This is a genomic window from Gracilibacillus dipsosauri, from assembly GCF_003176895.1.
GTDB lineage: Bacteria > Bacillota > Bacilli > Bacillales > Amphibacillaceae > Gracilibacillus > Gracilibacillus dipsosauri.
In genome coordinates, this window is the sequence record NZ_QGTD01000001.1 from 64,323 (window position 1) to 83,356 (window position 19,034).

General features: G+C 37.1%; 21 protein-coding genes. 3 read left to right on the forward strand and 18 right to left on the reverse strand.

Annotation, left to right across the window (positions count from 1 at the left end):
- Positions 1-15: 15 nt before the first annotated feature.
- From DLJ74_RS00310 to DLJ74_RS00355, 10 genes are all read right to left on the reverse strand, one after another.
- On the reverse strand, positions 16-864 hold the full coding sequence (locus DLJ74_RS00310) for a carbohydrate ABC transporter permease (RefSeq protein ID WP_425454554.1): 849 nt from the start codon (positions 862-864) through the stop codon (positions 16-18).
- 39 nt (positions 865-903) lie between these two features.
- Positions 904-1,779 carry a carbohydrate ABC transporter permease gene (locus tag DLJ74_RS00315; RefSeq protein WP_054860423.1) on the reverse strand — a complete coding sequence of 292 codons (876 nt, stop codon included), beginning with the start codon at positions 1,777-1,779 and terminating at the stop codon, positions 904-906.
- 48 nt (positions 1,780-1,827) lie between these two features.
- Positions 1,828-3,105 carry an extracellular solute-binding protein gene (locus DLJ74_RS00320; RefSeq protein WP_109982872.1) on the reverse strand — a complete coding sequence of 426 codons (1,278 nt, stop codon included), beginning with the start codon at positions 3,103-3,105 and terminating at the stop codon, positions 1,828-1,830.
- Between the two features lie 189 nt (positions 3,106-3,294).
- A complete protein-coding gene (locus DLJ74_RS00325; RefSeq protein WP_109982873.1) occupies positions 3,295-4,026 on the reverse strand; it encodes an ABC transporter permease in 732 nt (243 codons plus the stop codon).
- Positions 4,027-4,737: an ABC transporter permease gene (locus tag DLJ74_RS00330; protein WP_109982874.1), complete on the reverse strand. Its 711-nt coding sequence runs from the start codon at positions 4,735-4,737 to the stop codon at positions 4,027-4,029. It abuts the gene before it with no gap.
- Entirely contained in the window at positions 4,734-5,645 is a 912-nt protein-coding gene (locus DLJ74_RS00335; protein WP_109982875.1) for an ABC transporter ATP-binding protein, read from the reverse strand. The genes DLJ74_RS00330 and DLJ74_RS00335 overlap by 4 nt, the downstream gene beginning before the upstream one ends.
- A 97-nt stretch (positions 5,646-5,742) precedes the next feature.
- Entirely contained in the window at positions 5,743-7,125 is a 1,383-nt protein-coding gene (locus tag DLJ74_RS00340; RefSeq protein WP_109982876.1) for a sensor histidine kinase, read from the reverse strand.
- Positions 7,122-7,790: a response regulator transcription factor gene (locus tag DLJ74_RS00345; RefSeq protein WP_109982877.1), complete on the reverse strand. Its 669-nt coding sequence runs from the start codon at positions 7,788-7,790 to the stop codon at positions 7,122-7,124. The genes DLJ74_RS00340 and DLJ74_RS00345 overlap by 4 nt, the downstream gene beginning before the upstream one ends.
- A 186-nt stretch (positions 7,791-7,976) precedes the next feature.
- On the reverse strand, positions 7,977-8,567 hold the full coding sequence (locus DLJ74_RS00350; RefSeq protein ID WP_109982878.1) for a TetR/AcrR family transcriptional regulator: 591 nt from the start codon (positions 8,565-8,567) through the stop codon (positions 7,977-7,979).
- Positions 8,568-8,572: 5 nt separating this feature from the next.
- A complete protein-coding gene (locus tag DLJ74_RS00355; RefSeq protein WP_109982879.1) occupies positions 8,573-9,322 on the reverse strand; it encodes an alpha/beta fold hydrolase in 750 nt (249 codons plus the stop codon).
- A 236-nt stretch (positions 9,323-9,558) separates the two neighbouring features.
- Here DLJ74_RS00355 and DLJ74_RS00360 point away from each other — a divergent pair, with 236 nt between their 5' ends.
- Positions 9,559-10,341 carry an SDR family oxidoreductase gene (locus DLJ74_RS00360; RefSeq protein ID WP_054860427.1) on the forward strand — a complete coding sequence of 261 codons (783 nt, stop codon included), beginning with the start codon at positions 9,559-9,561 and terminating at the stop codon, positions 10,339-10,341.
- A gap of 78 nt (positions 10,342-10,419) precedes the next feature.
- Here DLJ74_RS00360 and DLJ74_RS00365 read toward each other — a convergent pair whose 3' ends face one another.
- From DLJ74_RS00365 to DLJ74_RS00380, 4 genes are all read right to left on the reverse strand, one after another.
- Complete coding sequence (locus DLJ74_RS00365; RefSeq protein WP_181397401.1) at positions 10,420-11,754, reverse strand: hemolysin family protein; 1,335 nt, start codon at positions 11,752-11,754, stop codon at positions 10,420-10,422.
- A gap of 97 nt (positions 11,755-11,851) precedes the next feature.
- Positions 11,852-12,304 carry a DinB family protein gene (locus DLJ74_RS00370; protein WP_109982880.1) on the reverse strand — a complete coding sequence of 151 codons (453 nt, stop codon included), beginning with the start codon at positions 12,302-12,304 and terminating at the stop codon, positions 11,852-11,854.
- Positions 12,305-12,413: 109 nt separating this feature from the next.
- Positions 12,414-12,851, reverse strand: a complete 438-nt coding sequence (locus DLJ74_RS00375) for a carboxymuconolactone decarboxylase family protein (RefSeq protein ID WP_109982881.1) — start codon at positions 12,849-12,851, stop codon at positions 12,414-12,416.
- 40 nt (positions 12,852-12,891) lie between these two features.
- A complete protein-coding gene (locus tag DLJ74_RS00380) occupies positions 12,892-13,767 on the reverse strand; it encodes an RNA polymerase sigma-70 factor (RefSeq protein WP_054860430.1) in 876 nt (291 codons plus the stop codon).
- Positions 13,768-13,914: 147 nt separating this feature from the next.
- Between DLJ74_RS00380 and DLJ74_RS00385 the strand changes: the two genes are divergently transcribed.
- Together DLJ74_RS00385 and DLJ74_RS00390 are read left to right on the forward strand one after the other, a co-directional pair.
- A complete protein-coding gene (locus tag DLJ74_RS00385; protein WP_054788749.1) occupies positions 13,915-14,364 on the forward strand; it encodes a GNAT family N-acetyltransferase in 450 nt (149 codons plus the stop codon).
- A gap of 130 nt (positions 14,365-14,494) precedes the next feature.
- Positions 14,495-15,067, forward strand: a complete 573-nt coding sequence (locus DLJ74_RS00390; protein WP_109982882.1) for a hypothetical protein — start codon at positions 14,495-14,497, stop codon at positions 15,065-15,067.
- A gap of 90 nt (positions 15,068-15,157) precedes the next feature.
- Here DLJ74_RS00390 and DLJ74_RS00395 read toward each other — a convergent pair whose 3' ends face one another.
- From DLJ74_RS00395 to DLJ74_RS00410, 4 genes are all read right to left on the reverse strand, one after another.
- Positions 15,158-16,675, reverse strand: coding sequence for a nitrate/nitrite transporter (locus DLJ74_RS00395; RefSeq protein WP_109982883.1), 1,518 nt, complete (start codon positions 16,673-16,675; stop codon positions 15,158-15,160).
- A gap of 113 nt (positions 16,676-16,788) precedes the next feature.
- Entirely contained in the window at positions 16,789-17,433 is a 645-nt protein-coding gene (locus DLJ74_RS00400) for a response regulator transcription factor (protein ID WP_109982884.1), read from the reverse strand.
- Positions 17,434-17,438: 5 nt separating this feature from the next.
- Entirely contained in the window at positions 17,439-18,494 is a 1,056-nt protein-coding gene (locus tag DLJ74_RS00405; RefSeq protein WP_109982982.1) for a PAS domain-containing sensor histidine kinase, read from the reverse strand.
- Positions 18,495-18,499: 5 nt separating this feature from the next.
- Positions 18,500-18,952, reverse strand: coding sequence for a GAF domain-containing protein (locus DLJ74_RS00410; RefSeq protein ID WP_146202416.1), 453 nt, complete (start codon positions 18,950-18,952; stop codon positions 18,500-18,502).
- Positions 18,953-19,034 lie beyond the last annotated feature (82 nt).

Here is a 19,034-nt window from a genome sequence, read left to right on the forward strand (position 1 = left end):
TCTACCTATCATACACTATCCTTTTACAGCGCCTGCTGTCATTCCTTTTACAATTTCTTTTTCTAATAACAGGTAAAAGGCGATAATCGGAATCAAGGACATCGTTAAACCTGCCATTTGGGCACCATAGTTTGTCGTAAATTGACCAGCAAAACTAGCTAAACCGAGTGGCAATGTTTGGAGATTAGGGTCATTGATTAAGACTAGTGCAAATGAAAATTCATTCCAATTGTAAATAAAATTCAAGATCAGAACTGTAGCTAAGGCAGGACGCGACATTGGTAAAATAATCGACCAAAAGATTCGGAAAATACCACATCCATCCATAATCGCTGACTCTTCAATATCCTTTGGAAATGCCTTCATAAAGCTTGTTAGAATAAAAATCGTAATCGGCAGATGGAAAGCGATATATGGAAATATTAGCGTAATCGGTGTATTTAATAATCCGATATTACGCATTAGGATAAACATTGGTACTAATGTTGCATGGATAGGGATCAGCATACCAAATATAAAAAAGGTGTAGACGGCTTTGTTTAATTTAAAGGTAAACCTAGACAAAAAATAAGAGGTAACTGCACCGATTAAAACGGTTAAAAACGTTGCTGTTAAACAAATAAAAATACTATTAGAGAATAGTGTTCCTAGATTTGCCGTTTCCCAAGCACTGATATAATTTTCTATGACAAATTCTTTCGGAAAGCCGAATTGATTATTTGCAAACTCCTGCTCGGATTTAAATGAGTTAATCACCATCCATAGAATAGGATAGGCATTTACAAGTGCGAAGATGATGAGCACAACGTAAATCAGTGTTTTTTTCACCGGAAATTTTTTATGTTGATATGCTTTGTTTTCGATCGATTTTTCGTATGTGGACTGCAATAGGTCTCCTCCTCTCTATATCATCTTTTTTCCTAAAAGTTTGGTTACCGTATAGATTAAAATAAGGCTGAAGAAGAAAATAATGACTGATACTGCACTTCCATAGCCATATTGTAATTGATTAAATGTTTCATTAAACATATACAATGCCATTACATCTGTCGAATGGGCTGGTCCGCCATTTGTCATGACATAGATAAGATCAAATGTCTTTAAGCTTCCAGAGATACAAAGAATTACAGCAACAATAATGGTATCCCAAATCATAGGAATCGTAATGCTCCAGGTGGTTTTCCATTCGGAGGCTCCATCGATTCTAGCAGCTTCCAATACTTCTTCTGGGACATTTTGTAAGGCGGCTAGAAAAATGATTAAATACAGCCCAACAAACTGCCAAATGACAGTTACCAATACGGCAATCATGGACCATTTAGAATCACCGAGCCAATTCTGTGCTAAGAAATCGAGCCCAATCGTTCGCAATAATTCATTAATTAAACCATTTTCCGAATTATAGATTAAGCTCCATGTTATCGAAATAACGACCGTTGATAACACAACAGGTAAAAAGCCGATCGTCCGGAATAACTTCAATCCTTTTATTTTTCTGTTGAGTAATAATGCAATGAACAACGCAATGGGTACTTGACCCAAAACGGAAGCTAAGACAACATAAATATTATTTTTCAAGGAATTCCAAAATAGTGGATCTTGGAACAATGCTTTAAAATTATCAAGACCAACATATTGCATCGCTGAAAAGCCATCCCACTCCATTAATGAATAATAAAAGGATTGAAGAATTGGTAAGATTGCAAAGATAAGATAGATGATCAATGCTGGTAAGATCCCCACCGTTATTGCTATTGTTTTATTTCTAGTTGCATGCATCCGCTCACCTCCATTAAGACAGGTTACATAGTGCAACCTGTCTCATATTTATTTACCTTCATTTTCAGCTTGCATCTCTTTCGCAAGCTCTTCTGGTGTCATTTCACCTAAAGTAATGGACTGTAGCCCATTATTAATTAAATCGGTCAACTCCGGAGTTAAGGTAGCATCATAAACAGGAGCTAATCCCCCTTGTGCCAGCTTATTCGCTTCCTGAAATACTTGAGGAATTTCATCACCCATTTCAAGATCTGCAGGAACAATAATATTTGCCTCTAGTAACTGTTGATACATCTCTTCACTATAAAAAAACTTTAAAAATTTGAATGCCGCTTCTCTTTCTTCCTCACTTAAATCACTGTTTAGTGCAATACCTCCACCTGCAACACCTGCAATTTTCGCTGGATCTCCTTCTCCACCTTCAAAGCTTGGAAATGGAGCAACACCAATATTCTCAATATTTTCGGCACTTTCTAATATCGGGCCAATTGCCCATGATCCTGCAAAGTGCATAGCAGCATTACCACTTATAAAGTTATTGCGAGCCTGTGCCTCATCCAGTGTATTCATATCCTCGTTGAATGCTTTTATTTCCGTAAGCTCTTGGATGATAGACAATGATTGAACGAATTGTTCATTTTCAAACGTTCCTTCACCGTTTAAAGCTTGAGGTAAAAAGTCACTTCCAGTAAATCGATCAGCAATGGTCGAAATATATACAGATTGCAATGGCCAAATCGCTTTATTCCCTAGTGAAATAGGGGTGATATCCTTTTCATTTAATGCTTGGATTAAACCCTTTAAATCTTTATAGCTTTCCGGGAATGTGTCAAAACCTGCCTGTGCGATCATTTCTTTATTATAGAAGATCAAACTCGTTTCACTTATATTTCCTGGTATGGCATACTGATTGCCATCCACAGCATAATCCTTCATAATCCCTTCTGGAATTGTGTCTTTCCAATTATCGATAATATCATTTAAAGGTAGGAGCGCATCCCCTTCCACTAATGGTTGTATTCTTGCTCCTGGCCAAACACGGAACATGTCAGGCAATTGTTTACCCGCTGCTTGTGTACGAAGCTTTGTCTCGTACTGGTCATGTGGAATGGCTTCAATGATCACCTCAATATCTTCATTCTCTTCATTAAATTTCTCGACCATACTTTTATAGGCATTATTCTCTGGTCGATCCTCTGTCCAATCATTCCAAAGTGTTAATTCAATCACATCACTACCTGAGGTTTCTTCATTATTACTCCCTCCACATGCTACTAAGCCTAATAAAAATGCTGTACTAAATATCATAATGGCAAGCTTTCTCATTATTACCCCTCCTCTTTTTCTAAACGCTTACACAGATTGTAACTGCTTACAAATAAGTTGAATATCCTAGTAATTTATAAAAATATCCGAAAATTTATCCATCTTAATAGAACAAACCGCAAAAAGCCTTACTCATACTATTGTATCAGTAAGGCAAATTTTATTTTAATTTGATTTATTAATTATAATTTATACGGCCTTTCTTTGAAAATAAATATATCCACATAGGAAGAATAAAACAAAGCTACCACCCACAACGAGTAACAATTGATCCCACGGGATAAAGAACACATCCCCTTCCTTTCCACCTATATACATCATCATAAATGGTTGTCCCCATGGATAATATGGTCCATATGTTTCTGAATTAATAGCTAGTATTGTCGGCAAAGTAAAAATAACATTCACCGCAAAGGGAGCAGCAAAGCTCTTGAATAACATAGACATCCAAAGCTGTAAGGCAACTAAAGGCAATGTCGCTACCCAACCACCAAAAATACTCTTCCAGACAATATCAATAGGAAATGGAGTGGTAAAGCCTTTTATCATCCCTACTGTATAGACACTAGCAAGATATAATAACTGAATCACCATGACTAAGAGCATCACGAGAGCATATTTGCTGATAAACACTTTTCCTCTTGTAACAGGCATGGCGAGAAGCTGCTTCCAGCCACCTGCTTGGTGCTCATATCGGCAAATAACGCTTGCCAGCACGCCTGTTATCAGAGGTAAAAATAATAATGCATAGGTGAAATTCATGCCCATTAAGGCGATATACCAATCATTTGCTACACCTTCCAGCAGGTCCATATTATAGGTTAAACCAATAAAAAGTCCAATGAGTGGACCGACAAAAATAATTGGCAAGATTTTAGATTTTCGTAATTTTAACCATTCCGAGCGTAATATTCCAACCATTTATTTGACATCCCTTCTTGCAAAATCTAACATACCAGCAATATACAATAAAAAGCCAACTCCGAGACCGAGGAGTACGTTGATAATGGGATCTCCCCATTCATTTCTCAATGTTGGCCATTTCCATATCATCCAATCGGGTAAGACATAGGCAGAATAAGCGAAAATTACCCCCATAATACCTGTTGTGATGGGAATACCTTGATTTTTACTAACCGTAGCAATCCAAAGCTGTAGTGCTAGTACAGGTAAGGCTGCAACAACAGGATATAGACTTAATGTTAATATGGAGTTGTATGGTATATCACTCCCTAAACCAAGAAACAGACCAAAGCCAAATGTGAAAACCATGAGAAGTAGTGAGGAAACAACTAACAAAAAGGCTAGTACAGTGAATTTGGCTAAGTATACACTCCATTTCGAAACAGGGAGGGCAATTAATTGCTTCCAGGCGTTTGTTTCACTCTCAATACTTGTTAAAAAAGAAGTGAGGATCGCAATCCCTAACACGATGGCTAATGGAGTAAAGGAACTGACATTTGCTAAATAGTACTGCCAGTCATTTTCGCTCTGCTGGAGGAGATAATCCTTCCTCACTCCATAGTTGACCATTTGTAATGCAATGACTCCGAAAGGACCTAAAAAGGTTAAGAACCAAAATCCTTTCCGTTTAATTTTTAAAAACTCCACACTTAGCAATTTTTTTATCATCCAGCTTGCTCCTCCCTCGTCATTTGCAGGAAGATCTCCTCAAGTGATCTCTTTTCTTCTTCCACACGATAGATGGCGATGTCCTTTTGAACGAGGAAACGAATTGCTTCTGCCACTTTTTCATCGGTATGCTCGGTTAAGTAAATGATTTCGTCCTGGTAATCTACCTTTACTCCCTTTGCAAGTAAATATTGCCATGCCGCTTTACTATTACTTACTTTTAACGAAATCTTTTGTTTGGCTAACCTTCGCATTGCTTCAATCGAATCCTGAAAAATCATTCTCCCTTTTGTTACAATTCCCACCGTTGTCGCCATTTGATCAATTTCAGATAATAAGTGACTAGAGATAAGGACAGTCATTCCATGCTCTTCTGGCAATCGTTTGATTAGGTCACGAATTTCAATAATCCCTGATGGATCAAGACCGTTTGTTGGTTCATCTAGAATTAATAATTCTGGATAATTTAATAATGCTGCAGCAATCCCCAAACGCTGCTTCATTCCAAGTGAGAAGCCTTTTACTTTTTTATTGGCTACATCTGATAAGCGAACAATTCCAAGCACTTCCTTTATTCTAGATTTTGGTGTACCTAGTATTTTCCGCCATACTTCTAAATTTTCATAGGCTGTTAGATGAGGATAATAGGATGGATTCTCTACTAAGGAACCGACTTTTGACAAGATACTCATTCGACCCTTGTTCAGATCCTTCTGAAAAACTTGTATAGAGCCAGAGGTTGGCTTCATTAGTCCTAACAGCATCCGAATCGTTGTCGTTTTTCCTGCTCCGTTTGGTCCTAGAAATCCATAGACCTCTCCTTTTGGTATCTTCATATCCAGACCTTCCACTGCCATTTCTTTTCCAAATTTTTTGGTTAATTTTTTCGTCTCTACGATATATTCCATTTTTACTCACCTCTCTTTCTATGATAGACAGTCTAGGTTAAATTCTAGTAGGGGCTTCGTTTAAATTTTGTTTAAAAAATAGTGGGAAGAACTAGATTTAGCTCTTCCCACTATATAGTCGATCATTTATAATTTTCACCGTTGTTCCTTGCTCATTTGTGTCCATTGTCCAATCCAATTCCATTCCTTTTACCATTTTATCTACAATGGATAAACCTATTCCTGCACCCTTTTGATCAGAGTCTACTTTTAATCCGTGACCATGATCGGAAATGACCACTGCATCATAGTTAGCAACAGATTCTATCTTTATTTCAACATATTTACCACTGCTTGCATGACGTAATACATTTTGTAAAAGGTTGTCATAAATTCGAGTTAACCAGTTTGGATCTACATGCCATGTGTGATCCATCCCTACATCGATATCGACATGGACATGAAATCCTGCTTTTTCAAAGACTGGGTACCAGGAGGCTATACACTCTCTTGTAAAACGGGCGATATCTACTTCCTTGTATTCTAATTTGTATTTACTTGCCATTAAAAGCGTGTAAGACATTAGATTCTCAATAAGACGATCTATATTGTCCACAGAGGATGCTAATGTTCGAAGGGCATCCTGTGTAGTTGCCGGCAAATCCTGCTTGGTTAGTTTATAGGTTTGTGCATTGATTTTGGTTAAAGGGGTTCTTAAATCATGAGATAAATTGGCGATTAATTCCCTTCTTAACTCTTCCTCCTCTTGCTCTCGCTCCTTGCTATCCCTTAATTCGTCTACCATTTGGTTAAAAGTCTGTTCAAGATGACCGATCTCATCCTTTTTCTTCACATCAATCTTAATTGGTAGTCCGTCCACATCACGTATTTCCATTGCCTCTTGCAAATATAATAATCGCTTACGAATACCGCGAAAGAATAAAAAAGAGATGAAAATAAATAGAAGGATAATTACTATCATCCCAACAAATAAAATCGAACCGAACTTATCATACACCTTTTCTACTGGTGTACTAAAGTTCTCTCTTGGCATTTCAAACACAACGAGTCCATTCGCTTCACTGCCACCTGCAAATGCAATGACAGTAAATGGATTTCCATCATAACGATCTTTAATAAATTTTGCCGTATACGCTGCAGTCCATTGTTCTGGAAGCTTTTTGTCGACATGGAACTGTTCTTTTAGAATACCATTACCATCCACCCAGAACATGGCCGCTTCTGGAAATTGCTCTCCCCACTTCTGAAAATAATCGTTTATTTGTTTATCGGTAATGGCATCTAGCTGATTTGTTTCTTCATGCCACTTTTCTTCAATCCATTCAAAATCGTATTCTTCCCGAGCATCATTCTTTTCAAAGCTATCTGCTACACCTGCAATAAAGATAGCAATAAATAAATATCCAATCTGAACAATCGATATGGCTAACACAATAAGGAGCATGTATTTTGCTAAAAGAGATTGAAAAAACTTCCTCATACCTTCACCCGATAGCCGATGCCTCGAATGGTTTCAATAATCCTTGGCTTAGCCGGATCCTGCTCCATTTTTTCGCGCAAATAACGAATGTGTACCATTAGCGTTTTGTCCCCATCTATGTAAGGCTCCCCCCATACACCTTCATAAAGCTGCTCCTTTGTTAGAATTTGATTGAGATGACGAATAAAAAAATGAAATAAATGATATTGTTTGCCTGTTAGCTTGATTTCCTCACCTGTCTTCTTATTCATAATCATCATCGTTTTCACCTGAATGCTCAAATGTCCTATCTCAATCGTATCTTCACTTTTTTGGAATCGTCTTAACAGAACCTCTACTCTTGCAGCGAGCTCTTCTGGATGAAATGGCTTGGTTAAATAATCATCCGCAAAACTTAGCCCTTCGATTTTGTCCTCCACTGCAGATCGTGCAGATAACATGAGGATTGGTAAATCCTTTATCTCTTTTTTGATACGCTTCCCTATAGAAAAACCGTCCAGCCCTGGCAACATAATATCAAGGATTGCCATATCTATATTCGATAAATAGGATTCTAAATTTTCTCCAGACCGAAGCCATGTCACGTCATGCCCCTTTTCCGTCAACGCTTCTGTTACCCAGCTCCCAATTTCCTTCTCGTCTTCTATGTATAAAACTCGTGCCATTAGTGCCCTCCTTTTTTCTAGATATATTTTGCTATAAGATACCACCTATTTTCTCTTGTCACAAGCACTAAATGATCGCTTTTTTGTCTAGTTTTGGGAGAATAAGGACATTTCTAACATGGATTCTGCTTGAAATGTCCTTTACTTTTTGGGATGAGCGACTTTTGGGATTCAATTGTAGTGATTTTAATGTTTTTCACAAAATTCGCTGAACATCTGATCCTTTACTTCATCAATCGGAAACTGATCAGGGTATGTCGATATCATTAGCATGATTCCTTGAAGGGTGGAAGAAAAATATAAGGAACGTTTTCTCGGGGCTTCCACTCCTATTTTTTTAAATATTTCACATTGTAGTTCAAACTGCCTTGCATTTTCTTCTACAATCCGTTTACTGTATTGAAACAATTCTTGATCTGCCTCTGGCTGTGTTTGTAAATGCAGATAAAATCGGAACTCTTCTGGCTTTTCGTACACATTATCGACGGCCGAGTTAATAATATAGGCTAGCTGATCAAAAGGAGTAGTTTGGGCAATCGCAGTTTCCATCACCTCTGTTAATGCTTGGATTCTTAGATCCACCATCGTAGCAAGTAGCTCTTCTTTTCCTTTAAAATAATTATAAAGCAATCCTTTTGAAATATTTGCCTCTTTCGCAACATCGTTAATAGAGGTTGCGTGATATCCCTGTCTTATAAACAAATGCATGGCAGCACTTCTAATATTTTCTTTTGCTAATTGTCGAATACGTTCATTTTCCTCTGGTGTTCTTGGCATTTTATTTATCTCTCCATAAATTTAGTCATTTGCTGATAAAGCTTGTGAGGATGTGTTAGTGTAAGCATATGGTCTGCTCCAGAAATGGAAATGATTTGAGCATTCGTGCATTCACGAAAGTACTCTTTGACACGCAAGTTATCGGCGGACTCTTCCGTGCCAATTAAAAATAATGTGTCTGGCTTTAATTCTGCTAATCTCTCAAAAGCTGGTGGCTCTGGCCAAATCAACTCAAAGGAAGGCCAGTTAAAGGTTCGTTGTATATGATGACGAAGCATTTTTTCCGTTAATTCTCTTTGGGGACTTGCCTGAACCACTCGGTATAATGGTGCGCTCTGCGAAACCTCTATCATTTGATCAATATCAGGAGCCGCAGCTGTGATACTATTCATATATTCTATAAATTGATCGGAATAAGGAAAACCGGTTAATGCTGGGGCTAACAAAATTAGCTTTTCTACTCTTTCAGGATACTCTAAAGCGAAGTCTGTTGCAATCTGTCCCCCCATGGAACGACCGACAACGGTTGCTTTTTTAATTTCCAGATGGTCTAGAAGCGATTTTACATCTTCTACACAACTGACATCACCTGTTGGATCTGGTGATTTTCCAGCACCACGACCATCGTAAGTAATAGCTTGATACCTTTGCGATAGCAATGGCGCTAGATAGGTCCATTCTCTTAAGTCTGCTCCCCCACTATGAATAAAAACGATTGGCTTTCCATTCCCACTTACTTCATAATACAAATTCATATTTAAATTCCCTCCTTATTTTTTTATAATTTTTTTATAATTTTATCATTGAATGAACGTTTAGTCAAAAATATTACTAAGTCAAATGACCGTTTACTGGAGCGGTTAGAAAATACTTTGTTCCCAAATGTGACGAGTATCGTCATCCTTTTTGTTGTTTTATTTTATCCTTCTAGTATATATCTTGTAGCTTTTCGTATATTAAGTAATAGTTTTTTAAAAAGGAGCGTAGATGAATGGAACGATTTCAAGATAAAGTAGTGATCATCACTGGTGGAGGATCAGGCTTAGGGCGAGCAGCTGCTCTACAAATGGCAAAGGAAGGAGCCAATTTAGTTCTTGTAGATGTGGATAAAGAAGGTTTGGAAACAAGCAAAAAAGAGATTCTCTCTGCTTCTCCTAATGCAACAATAGAACTCTTTGAAGCTAATGTTGCACATGAATCAGAAGTTAAGCAGTATGTCGAGCATACGATAAACACATTTGGAAAAATTGATGGATTTTTTAATAATGCTGGAATTGAGGGAAAGCAAAACTTAACAGAGGATTATGAAGTGGAGGAATTCCAACGGGTAGTAAAAATTAATTTAGATGGCGTATTTTACGGGATGAAATATGTCCTAAAAGAAATGAAAAGACAAGGATTCGGTTCAATCGTGAATACTGCCTCAGTTGGAGGTATTCGTGGTGTAGGAAACCAATCAGGTTACGCGGCAAGTAAACATGGTGTAGTAGGGTTAACTCGAAATTCAGGTGTTGAGTATGGACAATACGGTGTAAGTATAAAAGCTATTGCTCCAGGTGCCATTATGACACCAATGGTGGAAGGGTCACTGAAACAAATAGGTGGGGAAAATTGGGAAGAGGCTGGAAAAGAGTTTGTCAGTGTAAACCCTATGAAACGGTTTGGAAAACCAGAGGAAATTGGATATCTCGTTGCTTTTTTATTATCAAGTCAGGCGGATTTTATCAATGCAGCGGTGATTCCAATCGATGGTGGTCAATCTTATCAATATTAAAAACACTGCGAATGCCTAGTTATGTTTATACTTTCCAACCGTATAAAAAAGGATGGCCAAAAAAGTGCCATCCTCTTTTTACTGTGATTTTTCCTCGAAATCCTCGGTTTGTTCTACTCTAGTGATCAATACTTTATCTACTCGAACATTATCCATATCAATCACTTCTAGGAGAAGATCATTTACGTTTATTGTATCTTTTTCGCTAGGGATATTACCAATCTGATGGGTAATAAATCCACCTAACGTATGGAAATTTTTATGGTTGGTATTCCATAACGGGCCATCTTCTAAATCGAAATATCGAATAAACACATCAATGGAAACAAGACCATCTGCTAACCACGTCGTTTCATCTCTTTCAATAATTTGTGGATCAGGCTCATCCTCTTTTTCAGGCAAGTCACCAACAATGTTTTCTACAATATCATGAAGGGTGATAAAACCTTCGATACCTCCGTATTCATCGATCACTACTGCTTCATGCTGTCCAGTTTGCTTTAATGTCTCTAAAGCCCGGTATACCTTTACTGACTCTGGTAGAATAAGTGTTTCGGTAACGCAATCTGAAAGCTCAAAATGCTCATCTAGGATCATTTTTGAAAAGACATCCTTTGTATGAATAATCCCTTGGAAATTATCTAAGCTTCCTTTCCCTACTGGAAATTTAGAGTAGCGACTTTCATTAATTCTTTTTATGTTATCTTCAAAAGGTGCTTCTATATCTATCCAAACAAGCTGTGTACGGGGGGTTAAAATATCTCCTAAGAGTTTGTCGCCCAGGTAAAATATTTGTTCGACAAGATCCTGCTCGATTTCCTCTACTGTACCACTATATACACCTTGCTCAATTAATTGATTTATTTCTTCTTCCGTTACATCTGGTTCTTTTGTCTGCTTAATTCTCAATAGCTTTAGAACAAATTCAGTTGATTTACTTAAAAACCAAATGATCGGCCGCCCAATTTTTGAAAAAAAGTACATCGGCTTTGCAACAAGACAGGCTACCTTTTCAGGATTTCCCATCCCGATTCGCTTTGGTACTAATTCTCCAATAATTAGCGACAAGTAAGTGGAAAGGCCAACGACTAATGCAAAACTTAATTCATAGCTAAAAGCAGCAAGTGCATCGACTCGTTCTACATATACTGCCAATTGCCCTGCAATAGTAGCACCACCAAAGGCACCTGTTATCACACCGATTAAAGTAATTCCAATTTGAATCGTAGAGAGCAACTGATTAGGGTTTTCGGCTAACTTCAATGCATACCTTGCTCGAGCGTCTCCTTCATCTCTACGTTTTTCTAATCTGTTTTGTTTTGATGTTACAATCGCAATCTCAGTCATAGCAAAAATACCGTTTGCTATGATTAAAATAAGTACAATAACTATCGAAGTAACTATACTGTCCAAAAAAACTTCACCGTTCCTTTGATTATATGAAATTTTAGGGCTTACCTAATACTATAAATTATATCACATTATTGTAGTTTGGAACGGCACGAGTATGCTATCTAAAGAATGGCACATCCTTTACACCAACTAATCTTGCATAAATAAACAGTTGTCCTTTATGGTGTATTTCATGATCATACATTGCTAATAGATATTTTTTCTTTGTTCCTTGGAGCTTTGGATGTGTGGCATTATTTTGCATTTCTAATTCTTCCTCTGTTATCGATTGATAGGTTGCTTTCGTTTTTTCTGTAAAGCTGTTGACAGCAGCGCGTACTTCCTCCATTGTTTTGCATTCTGGAATATCTGGCGGTAGAAACTCCTCTGATTTCACCATGGAAACGAAAACATCATTCCAGCCAGTCACATGAAGAGCTAGTTCCCCTAATTCCATCGCACCCTCCCATGGTTTAAAATGAATAGCTTCATCATCTATTTGCTCTAATAAATTCACCAATACTTGGCGATGTTGAAGCCAGTCCTCCATCATGATTGTCGATTCACTCACTATTCTTCCCCCTCACCTTTTTCATACTTTTACATAAACTTATAAATTCGACGAGTAGTCAATTAGATCCTCTAAATTATAAAAAAAGGGGGATTTTTTTCCCTCCTTTTTATTCCGGCACATTATTATTCGCTATCGATAGTCGGTTCCAGCAGTTAATAGTAATAATTAAAGCAACTAAATCAATATACTGCTTCTCATTAAAGTACTGTCGAACGGTTTGATAAACATCCTCTGGCACTCCGTTTTCTCCAATCTTCGTTACTGCCTCTGTTAATTCTAAAGCCGCTCTTTCTTCCTCTGAATAGAAGTTCGTTTCTTGCCAAGCACTTAAGCAATAGATTCTTTGTTCTGTTTCCCCAAGCTTCCTTGCATCCTTTGTATGCATATTGATACAAAAAGCACAATTGTTCAGCTGGGAGGCACGAATTTTTATTAATTCTATTAGCTTTTCATCAAATCCTGTCTGCTTTTTGTACATTTCTAATTGGCGGATGAGCTTGACTAATTCTGGAGCTTCCTCCATATAGTTTATTCTTGGTTTCATCTATCTTCCTCCTTTTTTTGTCTTTCACTTATAAGACAAATTAGAAGGAGTAATTGTGACCTATTTTGTTTAATTTTTCTGGATTCATCACGACATAAATATTTTCAATACCATTTTTCGTATAATGGAATGTCAATATTTTTATTGGTTTACCTTGTCGTCTTTGGAGAATACCAATTTCACCATTTACATGAATCAAGCTTAGCTCACCATCGAAGGTACCTCTTTTATGAATTCCTCGTATATAAGCAGCAACACGGTGCTTGTCATAGATAGGATACATAGCAGAAAGTACTTTACCACCACCATCTGATAACAGGACAACATCTTTCGATAATTGGTCAATGAACGGTTCGAAATTACCACTATCTACTGCTTCTAAGAACAAATTAGCTAACTGGTGTACCTCTTCTTTCGTAGCTTTCGGTGCATTAATATTTTCTTGTAGCTTTCGCTTTGCCCTACTGAATACTTTACGACAGCTTTGTTCAGATCGCCTGAGTATTTCTGCTATACTTTTATAATCATAGGAGAGTATTTCACGTAATAGAAAAACACACCTTTCAAGCTCTGTCAGTTGATGTAGGAGAACAACAAATGCATACGAAATAGATTCTTCCTTTAGCAATTGTTCTAACGGCTCATTTACCATTGTTTCGACAATTGGCTCTGGAAGCCATGGCCCTGGATATACTTCTCGCTTTTTTCTAGCGGATTGTAGAAGATTAAGGCATTTATTTGTCGTCATTTTCGTTAAATATGCTTTTGGATCTTGAAGGGATGAAATGTCCATCTTTTCTAGCTGAACAAAAACATCCTGAACGATATCCTCCGCATCCTTAACAGAACCTAACATTTTATAAGCAACAGAAAATAGGAATGATTTGTATTCTTCATAAAATGTACGATGATCCATCTTCTTACCAGCTTTCCTTTATAATGTGGTTAATCGGTGAACAAAACATAAGATGAGGATTCATTTAAAATCACTATACCATTAGTGTGGATAAAGTTCCATTTACTGCTAGATACGCTAAAATGAAAAGAATACAGAGGTGATAAAATGATTAGAGAATTAGATGAAAAAGAATCATTACCTATGGATTTATTGCTTTTAGCAGATCCATCGGAAAAGCTAGTGACGGAATATGTAAAGAGAGGGAAATGTTTTGTCATGGAAGAGAAAGATTCCATTATTGGTGTCTATGTCCTGCTTCCAACTAGACCAAAAACAATAGAAATCGTAAATGTGGCTGTCGATGAAAGCTTTCAAGCAAAAGGTTATGGTAAAAAGCTTGTTCTTCATGCCATTCAAACCGCAAAGCAAGAGGGCTATAAAACAATCGAGATCGGAACAGGAAACTCAGGTGTTGTTCAATTAGCATTATATCAAAAATGTGGCTTTCGGATAACTTCGGTTGATCGCGATTTTTTCCTTCATCATTATGATGAACCGATCTTTGAAAATGGTATCCAGGTGATTGATATGGTGAGACTATCACAGCAGTTATAAGGTCTTCTATCTGGCTTTAATCCTCTTAGGATTAGAATCTTTATAGGGAGTAATTCGTATAAATTATTTCATTCTCCGTACAATACTGATGTAAAGCTCATGTGATATCTTACATAGGAGGCCAGTAATAATGGGGTACAATGAATATTGGGAACAAATTTACAGTATTAGTGAAGAACTAAATTCTCTAATAACTGCTTATTGGGATGATTATTCCAATTTATCATCTTGGCAATTTTGGGTAGTTCTTTTCATCATGATAATACCTTTAGTTATACTTTACTTTACCGTTGATCGCCAAAGGATTTTTGAATTATTCTTTTTTGGTTTTATCGTACACATGCTTTGGTCATATTGTGATACTATTTTATCGTTATATAAGTATTTTGTTCATACCTACTTTCTAACACCTTTATTGCCTTATGCCCAAAACATGACCACTTCATTGCTTCCCGTAAGTTTTATTCTGTTATATCAATATTGTACGAAACACAAGAAGAATTTCTACTTGTATACATTGTTCTTAAGTGCTTTCTTTGCATTACTTGGTACCCCTATTGAAGAATATTTTGGCTTTGTAAAGTTTGATAAGGGATTGCTACCATTGCATATTTTCTTTATAGATGTAGCTATTGCTTATATTGCTTATTGGGGAACCAAATTCGTCTTAAGCCTAAACCAAAGAAGTGAAAAAAATAAATAAAAATTCTTTTCACTTCTTTTTATTTTTACATATTTAGAACCGCATTGAACTTCAGACCTTTTCACTTTCGGAAATGAAAGATTACGAAGGTTAGCTCTGCGATACTTTCGAATCCTTTTTATGCTCAGTTATATCAGAAAAGGAAGCGACATATCGAATGGGATCTCCTGCTTCGTCCTTCACTGTACTAATATTTAGCCATTCAAGATATAGTTCACCATTTTTTCGTTTGTTCCAAATCTCCCCTTGCCACTGGCCCTGTTCCTTCATTTCTTTCCACATCTTTTGATAGAAGGATGGAGATTGTTTGCCTGATTTTAAAACAGATGGGGTTTTTCCAATAATCTCTCCCTCATTGTAACCTGTTAATGTCGTAAAAGCAGGATTCACAGCGATAATTTTTCCATTCGGATGGGTAACCATAATTCCCTGTCCTGTAGATTTAAATACGTCATTTGAAATTTTCAGACGGTCATGGTAATACATCCATACAACTAATACTAAACTCGCCAAAGCCATTTGGGATAATAACATAAAACCAATCGCATAATGACCTGTGATGGAATGAACAATCGATAGGATAAGTGGTGGAAAAAATCCGCCTAAGCCACCCATCATCGATACAATCCCATTCACAATCCCTGCTTGATTCTGAAAATACATCGGCACTAGCTTAAATAGCACACCATTACCTATACCAGCAGAAACGGCAATCGCAATTGAGCCAATGGTATAAAGGCCAATCGAAGGCGAGAAAGCTAACAAAATAGCAGCAATCGTATATATCGTAAAAACGCCTGTCAATAAATACATTGGCTTAAACCGATCACCTAGCCAACCACCAAGTGGCCGAATGAATGTAGCTACTGCAATAAAACCAGCCGTTCTTAAGCCTGCATCTACTCGAGCCAATTCGAAGTTAGAAACGAGGAAGTTGGGTAAGTAGACCGTAAATGCGACAAAGGAGCCAAATGTAATAAAATAAAATAGTGAAAACAACCATAATTTTTCGTTTTTATATACACTTTTGATTTGTTCCATGATTGGTGTTTTCATTTTTTCTTCTTTTCGATCACCAAGGAAAATATTTAGTGCAATAAAAATAAGTAACAAAATCAAATACACTTTGACTGTTAAGGACCAACCAATTTGTGTGGCTACAACAGGTGCAGAGAACGTCGTTACCGCTGTTCCAATATTACCTACACCATACAACCCATTTACAAAACCTTGTTTTTCCTTAGGATAATATTTAGGAAGGGAAGTAACACCGACTGAGAAAACCGCACCACCTATCCCTAAGAAAAGACCACCTATCATTAAATCAACAAAGCTCGAAGCCTCACTAATATAAAATACCGGAAATAACAAGAGAATAAAGCTTGTGATAAATACTATTCTGGCACCATATAAATTGGTAAAGTATCCGAGCGGGATCCGTAAAATGGATCCTAATATAACTGGAATAGCCGTTAGAATAGCAATACTCTCTGCTGGAATATGGATATCCTCAGTCATAAAAGGTACTAGCGAAGATATGAGCACCCAGACCATAAAACCTACGACAAGATTTAAGGTTTGCAATGGCAATTGTATTTTTTTCATGATTCACTCACCTTTACTTATGTTCTGAAAAGGTTTTTTAGATTCCCAATTCCATTGTATATTTTTCCTCGAATCAAATAAATTAGGGAGTTCCCCACTCAGATGAGGATACTCCCTTAAAATTCTAACAATTTCTTTTTTAACGCATATTCGACTAATTCAGGCTTACTCTTTAGATTTAATTTTTCCATAATCTTTGCTTTATGTGCTTCGACTGTTTTGACAGAAATATATAGCATTTCGGCAATCTCTTTATTTCCATATCCTTTTGCGACCAACGGCAAAATCTCTAATTCCCTTTTCGATAAAATCTCAAGCCTATCGTCCTGATTTGCTTCACCATTTTTGATGAATTCACGGACAAGAGAGTTGGTCATTTTAGGTGAAATATAGGTTCCATTGTTTTTCACCGTACGAATCGCTGCTATTAATTCTTGGTCTGGCGCATTTTTTAGTATATAGCCTGCTGCACCATTTTTTAATACATGAAATAAATATTCGTCATCATCATGCATGGTTAAGATTAATATTTTCGTAGAGGGAAAATCCTCATGAATTCTTCCTGTTGCAATTAAACCACTTTCTCCCGGAGGCATGCTTAAATCTAGTAATAAAACATCCGGCTCATGTTGTGCCACCTTTTGATAGGCTTCCATTCCATCTGCCGCCGTATCTACAACTTCCATATCATTCTGGAAATTTATTATCATAGAAAATCCGCTTCTCACAACAGCATGATCATCTGCGATCACAATCTTCATGGGCTTTACTCCTCCTCCAATTGATTTGGTATAGGAACCGACAGAAAAACAGTCGTTCCTTTATGATGCTCGGAATGGACCTTTAGCTTACCATTAATCAGTTCCGCCCGTTCCTTCATGCCAAACAAACCGATACCAGACCCTTTTACTGTCGGATGGTCTACATCAAAGCCTTCTCCTTTATCCCGTACATAAAGCTCTAGTCGATCTTCACTTTCCGTAAGAATAACCGTTATTTCTGCAACCTTTGCATACTTAACAGCATTCAATACCGCTTCCTGACAAATACGATAAACGGTTGTTTCCATATTTGGTAGATAACGGCGCTGCTTGATCGTAGAAGTAAAGCTTACTTCAATGCCATAGGTTTGTTTCACCCATTTAAAATGTGAGCGAAACGCTGCCTCTAGGCCAAGATCATCAAGAGAAGCTGGCCGTAAAAATACGGATAGATCACGAATATCCTCAATCAAACGGTTTAGCGTTCCTTCCGTATCATCTATTTTCTTTAGAATATCCTTCTCATCCATATACCTCATTACACGAATATCAACAAGTGTACTAATCAGCTCTTGAACGACACTATCATGAAGCTCTCTAGAAATACGCCTTCGTTCTTTCTCCTGAGCATCGATAGTTTTTTGAAGCATCTTGTTGCGATAAACAAGCTCTTGTTTTTTATATTGTAAAGTTAAATCACGGAGCATAAACACATACACTCCGTTTTCCTCATCGATCATGTGGTAACTAGCAGCATATGGTACAATTCCTTTACCATTCGTTTCTAAATAAACCTGAAATGAGGTAAAATCACTTTCGGGATCCTTTAAATAGCAATGCACACAGGTCATTAGATGCTCATCACTCGTGTACCCCCTACAAAAGGAGCAAAGGGAATTAATGTTTCCACCTTTAATTTTTTGTAACAAACTAGGGTCGATAATTTGTTCTGCAGCTGGATTTAGGGATAGGATATTCCCCTCTTCATCCAGGAAGAAAATTGCTTCTGTGCTGTTTTGATACATCTTGACTAAAAAATCGATCATCTGATTATTCGTCATTTGAATCAATTTGTCATCAACTCCTGCAGATAAAGTGGACCGAAGCACTCACCAAGTTCATCCATCATACGTTGATATAATGCTATGCCTGCTCCTTCAATTTCTCTACTTGCTACTAGCAAAACAGCTGTGACACGGTGATTTTTGAATAGCGGCAATGCGACAAAGCTCTTTATTTGTTCAAACTGAAGAATCGGATAATGATACATCTTGTTTGGATCTATTTGAGTAGGTACATTGGATACAATATAAGGCTTCCCAGATTTAAAAACAGCACCAGCAACCCCTTTGCCTGTACGTAATTGAATCCTCTTATATTGCTGGTTTAAATTACCAGATATATACTTCCATTTTAATAAAAACTGCTCCTCAGGTAAAACCATAGCTAGAGCAACTAAATCAACTTCGTAAATTTCATGAAGCTGATGAATCGCCGTTTGAAAGTCAAAGGATTCCATACCTTCTCCCCTTCTTTCCAATAATGTAAGACCCCTATCAATGGGCTTTCAGATATTAGCGTCGTTCTTGAAGCAAGAGACG

Coding starts and splice junctions, on each gene's coding strand:
- DLJ74_RS00315 (WP_054860423.1), bottom strand. CDS start 1,779: ATGCATGCAACTAGAAATAAAACAATAGCAATAACGGTGGGGATCTTA.
- DLJ74_RS00320 (WP_109982872.1), bottom strand. CDS start 3,105: ATGAGAAAGCTTGCCATTATGATATTTAGTACAGCATTTTTATTAGGC.
- DLJ74_RS00325 (WP_109982873.1), bottom strand. CDS start 4,026: ATGGTTGGAATATTACGCTCGGAATGGTTAAAATTACGAAAATCTAAA.
- DLJ74_RS00330 (WP_109982874.1), bottom strand. CDS start 4,737: ATGATAAAAAAATTGCTAAGTGTGGAGTTTTTAAAAATTAAACGGAAA.
- DLJ74_RS00335 (WP_109982875.1), bottom strand. CDS start 5,645: ATGGAATATATCGTAGAGACGAAAAAATTAACCAAAAAATTTGGAAAA.
- DLJ74_RS00340 (WP_109982876.1), bottom strand. CDS start 7,125: ATGAGGAAGTTTTTTCAATCTCTTTTAGCAAAATACATGCTCCTTATT.
- DLJ74_RS00345 (WP_109982877.1), bottom strand. CDS start 7,790: ATGGCACGAGTTTTATACATAGAAGACGAGAAGGAAATTGGGAGCTGG.
- DLJ74_RS00350 (WP_109982878.1), bottom strand. CDS start 8,567: ATGCCAAGAACACCAGAGGAAAATGAACGTATTCGACAATTAGCAAAA.
- DLJ74_RS00355 (WP_109982879.1), bottom strand. CDS start 9,322: ATGAATTTGTATTATGAAGTAAGTGGGAATGGAAAGCCAATCGTTTTT.
- DLJ74_RS00360 (WP_054860427.1), top strand. CDS start 9,559: ATGGAACGATTTCAAGATAAAGTAGTGATCATCACTGGTGGAGGATCA.
- DLJ74_RS00375 (WP_109982881.1), bottom strand. CDS start 12,851: ATGAAACCAAGAATAAACTATATGGAGGAAGCTCCAGAATTAGTCAAG.
- DLJ74_RS00380 (WP_054860430.1), bottom strand. CDS start 13,767: ATGGATCATCGTACATTTTATGAAGAATACAAATCATTCCTATTTTCT.
- DLJ74_RS00385 (WP_054788749.1), top strand. CDS start 13,915: ATGATTAGAGAATTAGATGAAAAAGAATCATTACCTATGGATTTATTG.
- DLJ74_RS00390 (WP_109982882.1), top strand. CDS start 14,495: ATGGGGTACAATGAATATTGGGAACAAATTTACAGTATTAGTGAAGAA.
- DLJ74_RS00400 (WP_109982884.1), bottom strand. CDS start 17,433: ATGAAGATTGTGATCGCAGATGATCATGCTGTTGTGAGAAGCGGATTT.
- DLJ74_RS00405 (WP_109982982.1), bottom strand. CDS start 18,494: ATGACGAATAATCAGATGATCGATTTTTTAGTCAAGATGTATCAAAAC.
- DLJ74_RS00410 (WP_146202416.1), bottom strand. CDS start 18,952: ATGGAATCCTTTGACTTTCAAACGGCGATTCATCAGCTTCATGAAATT.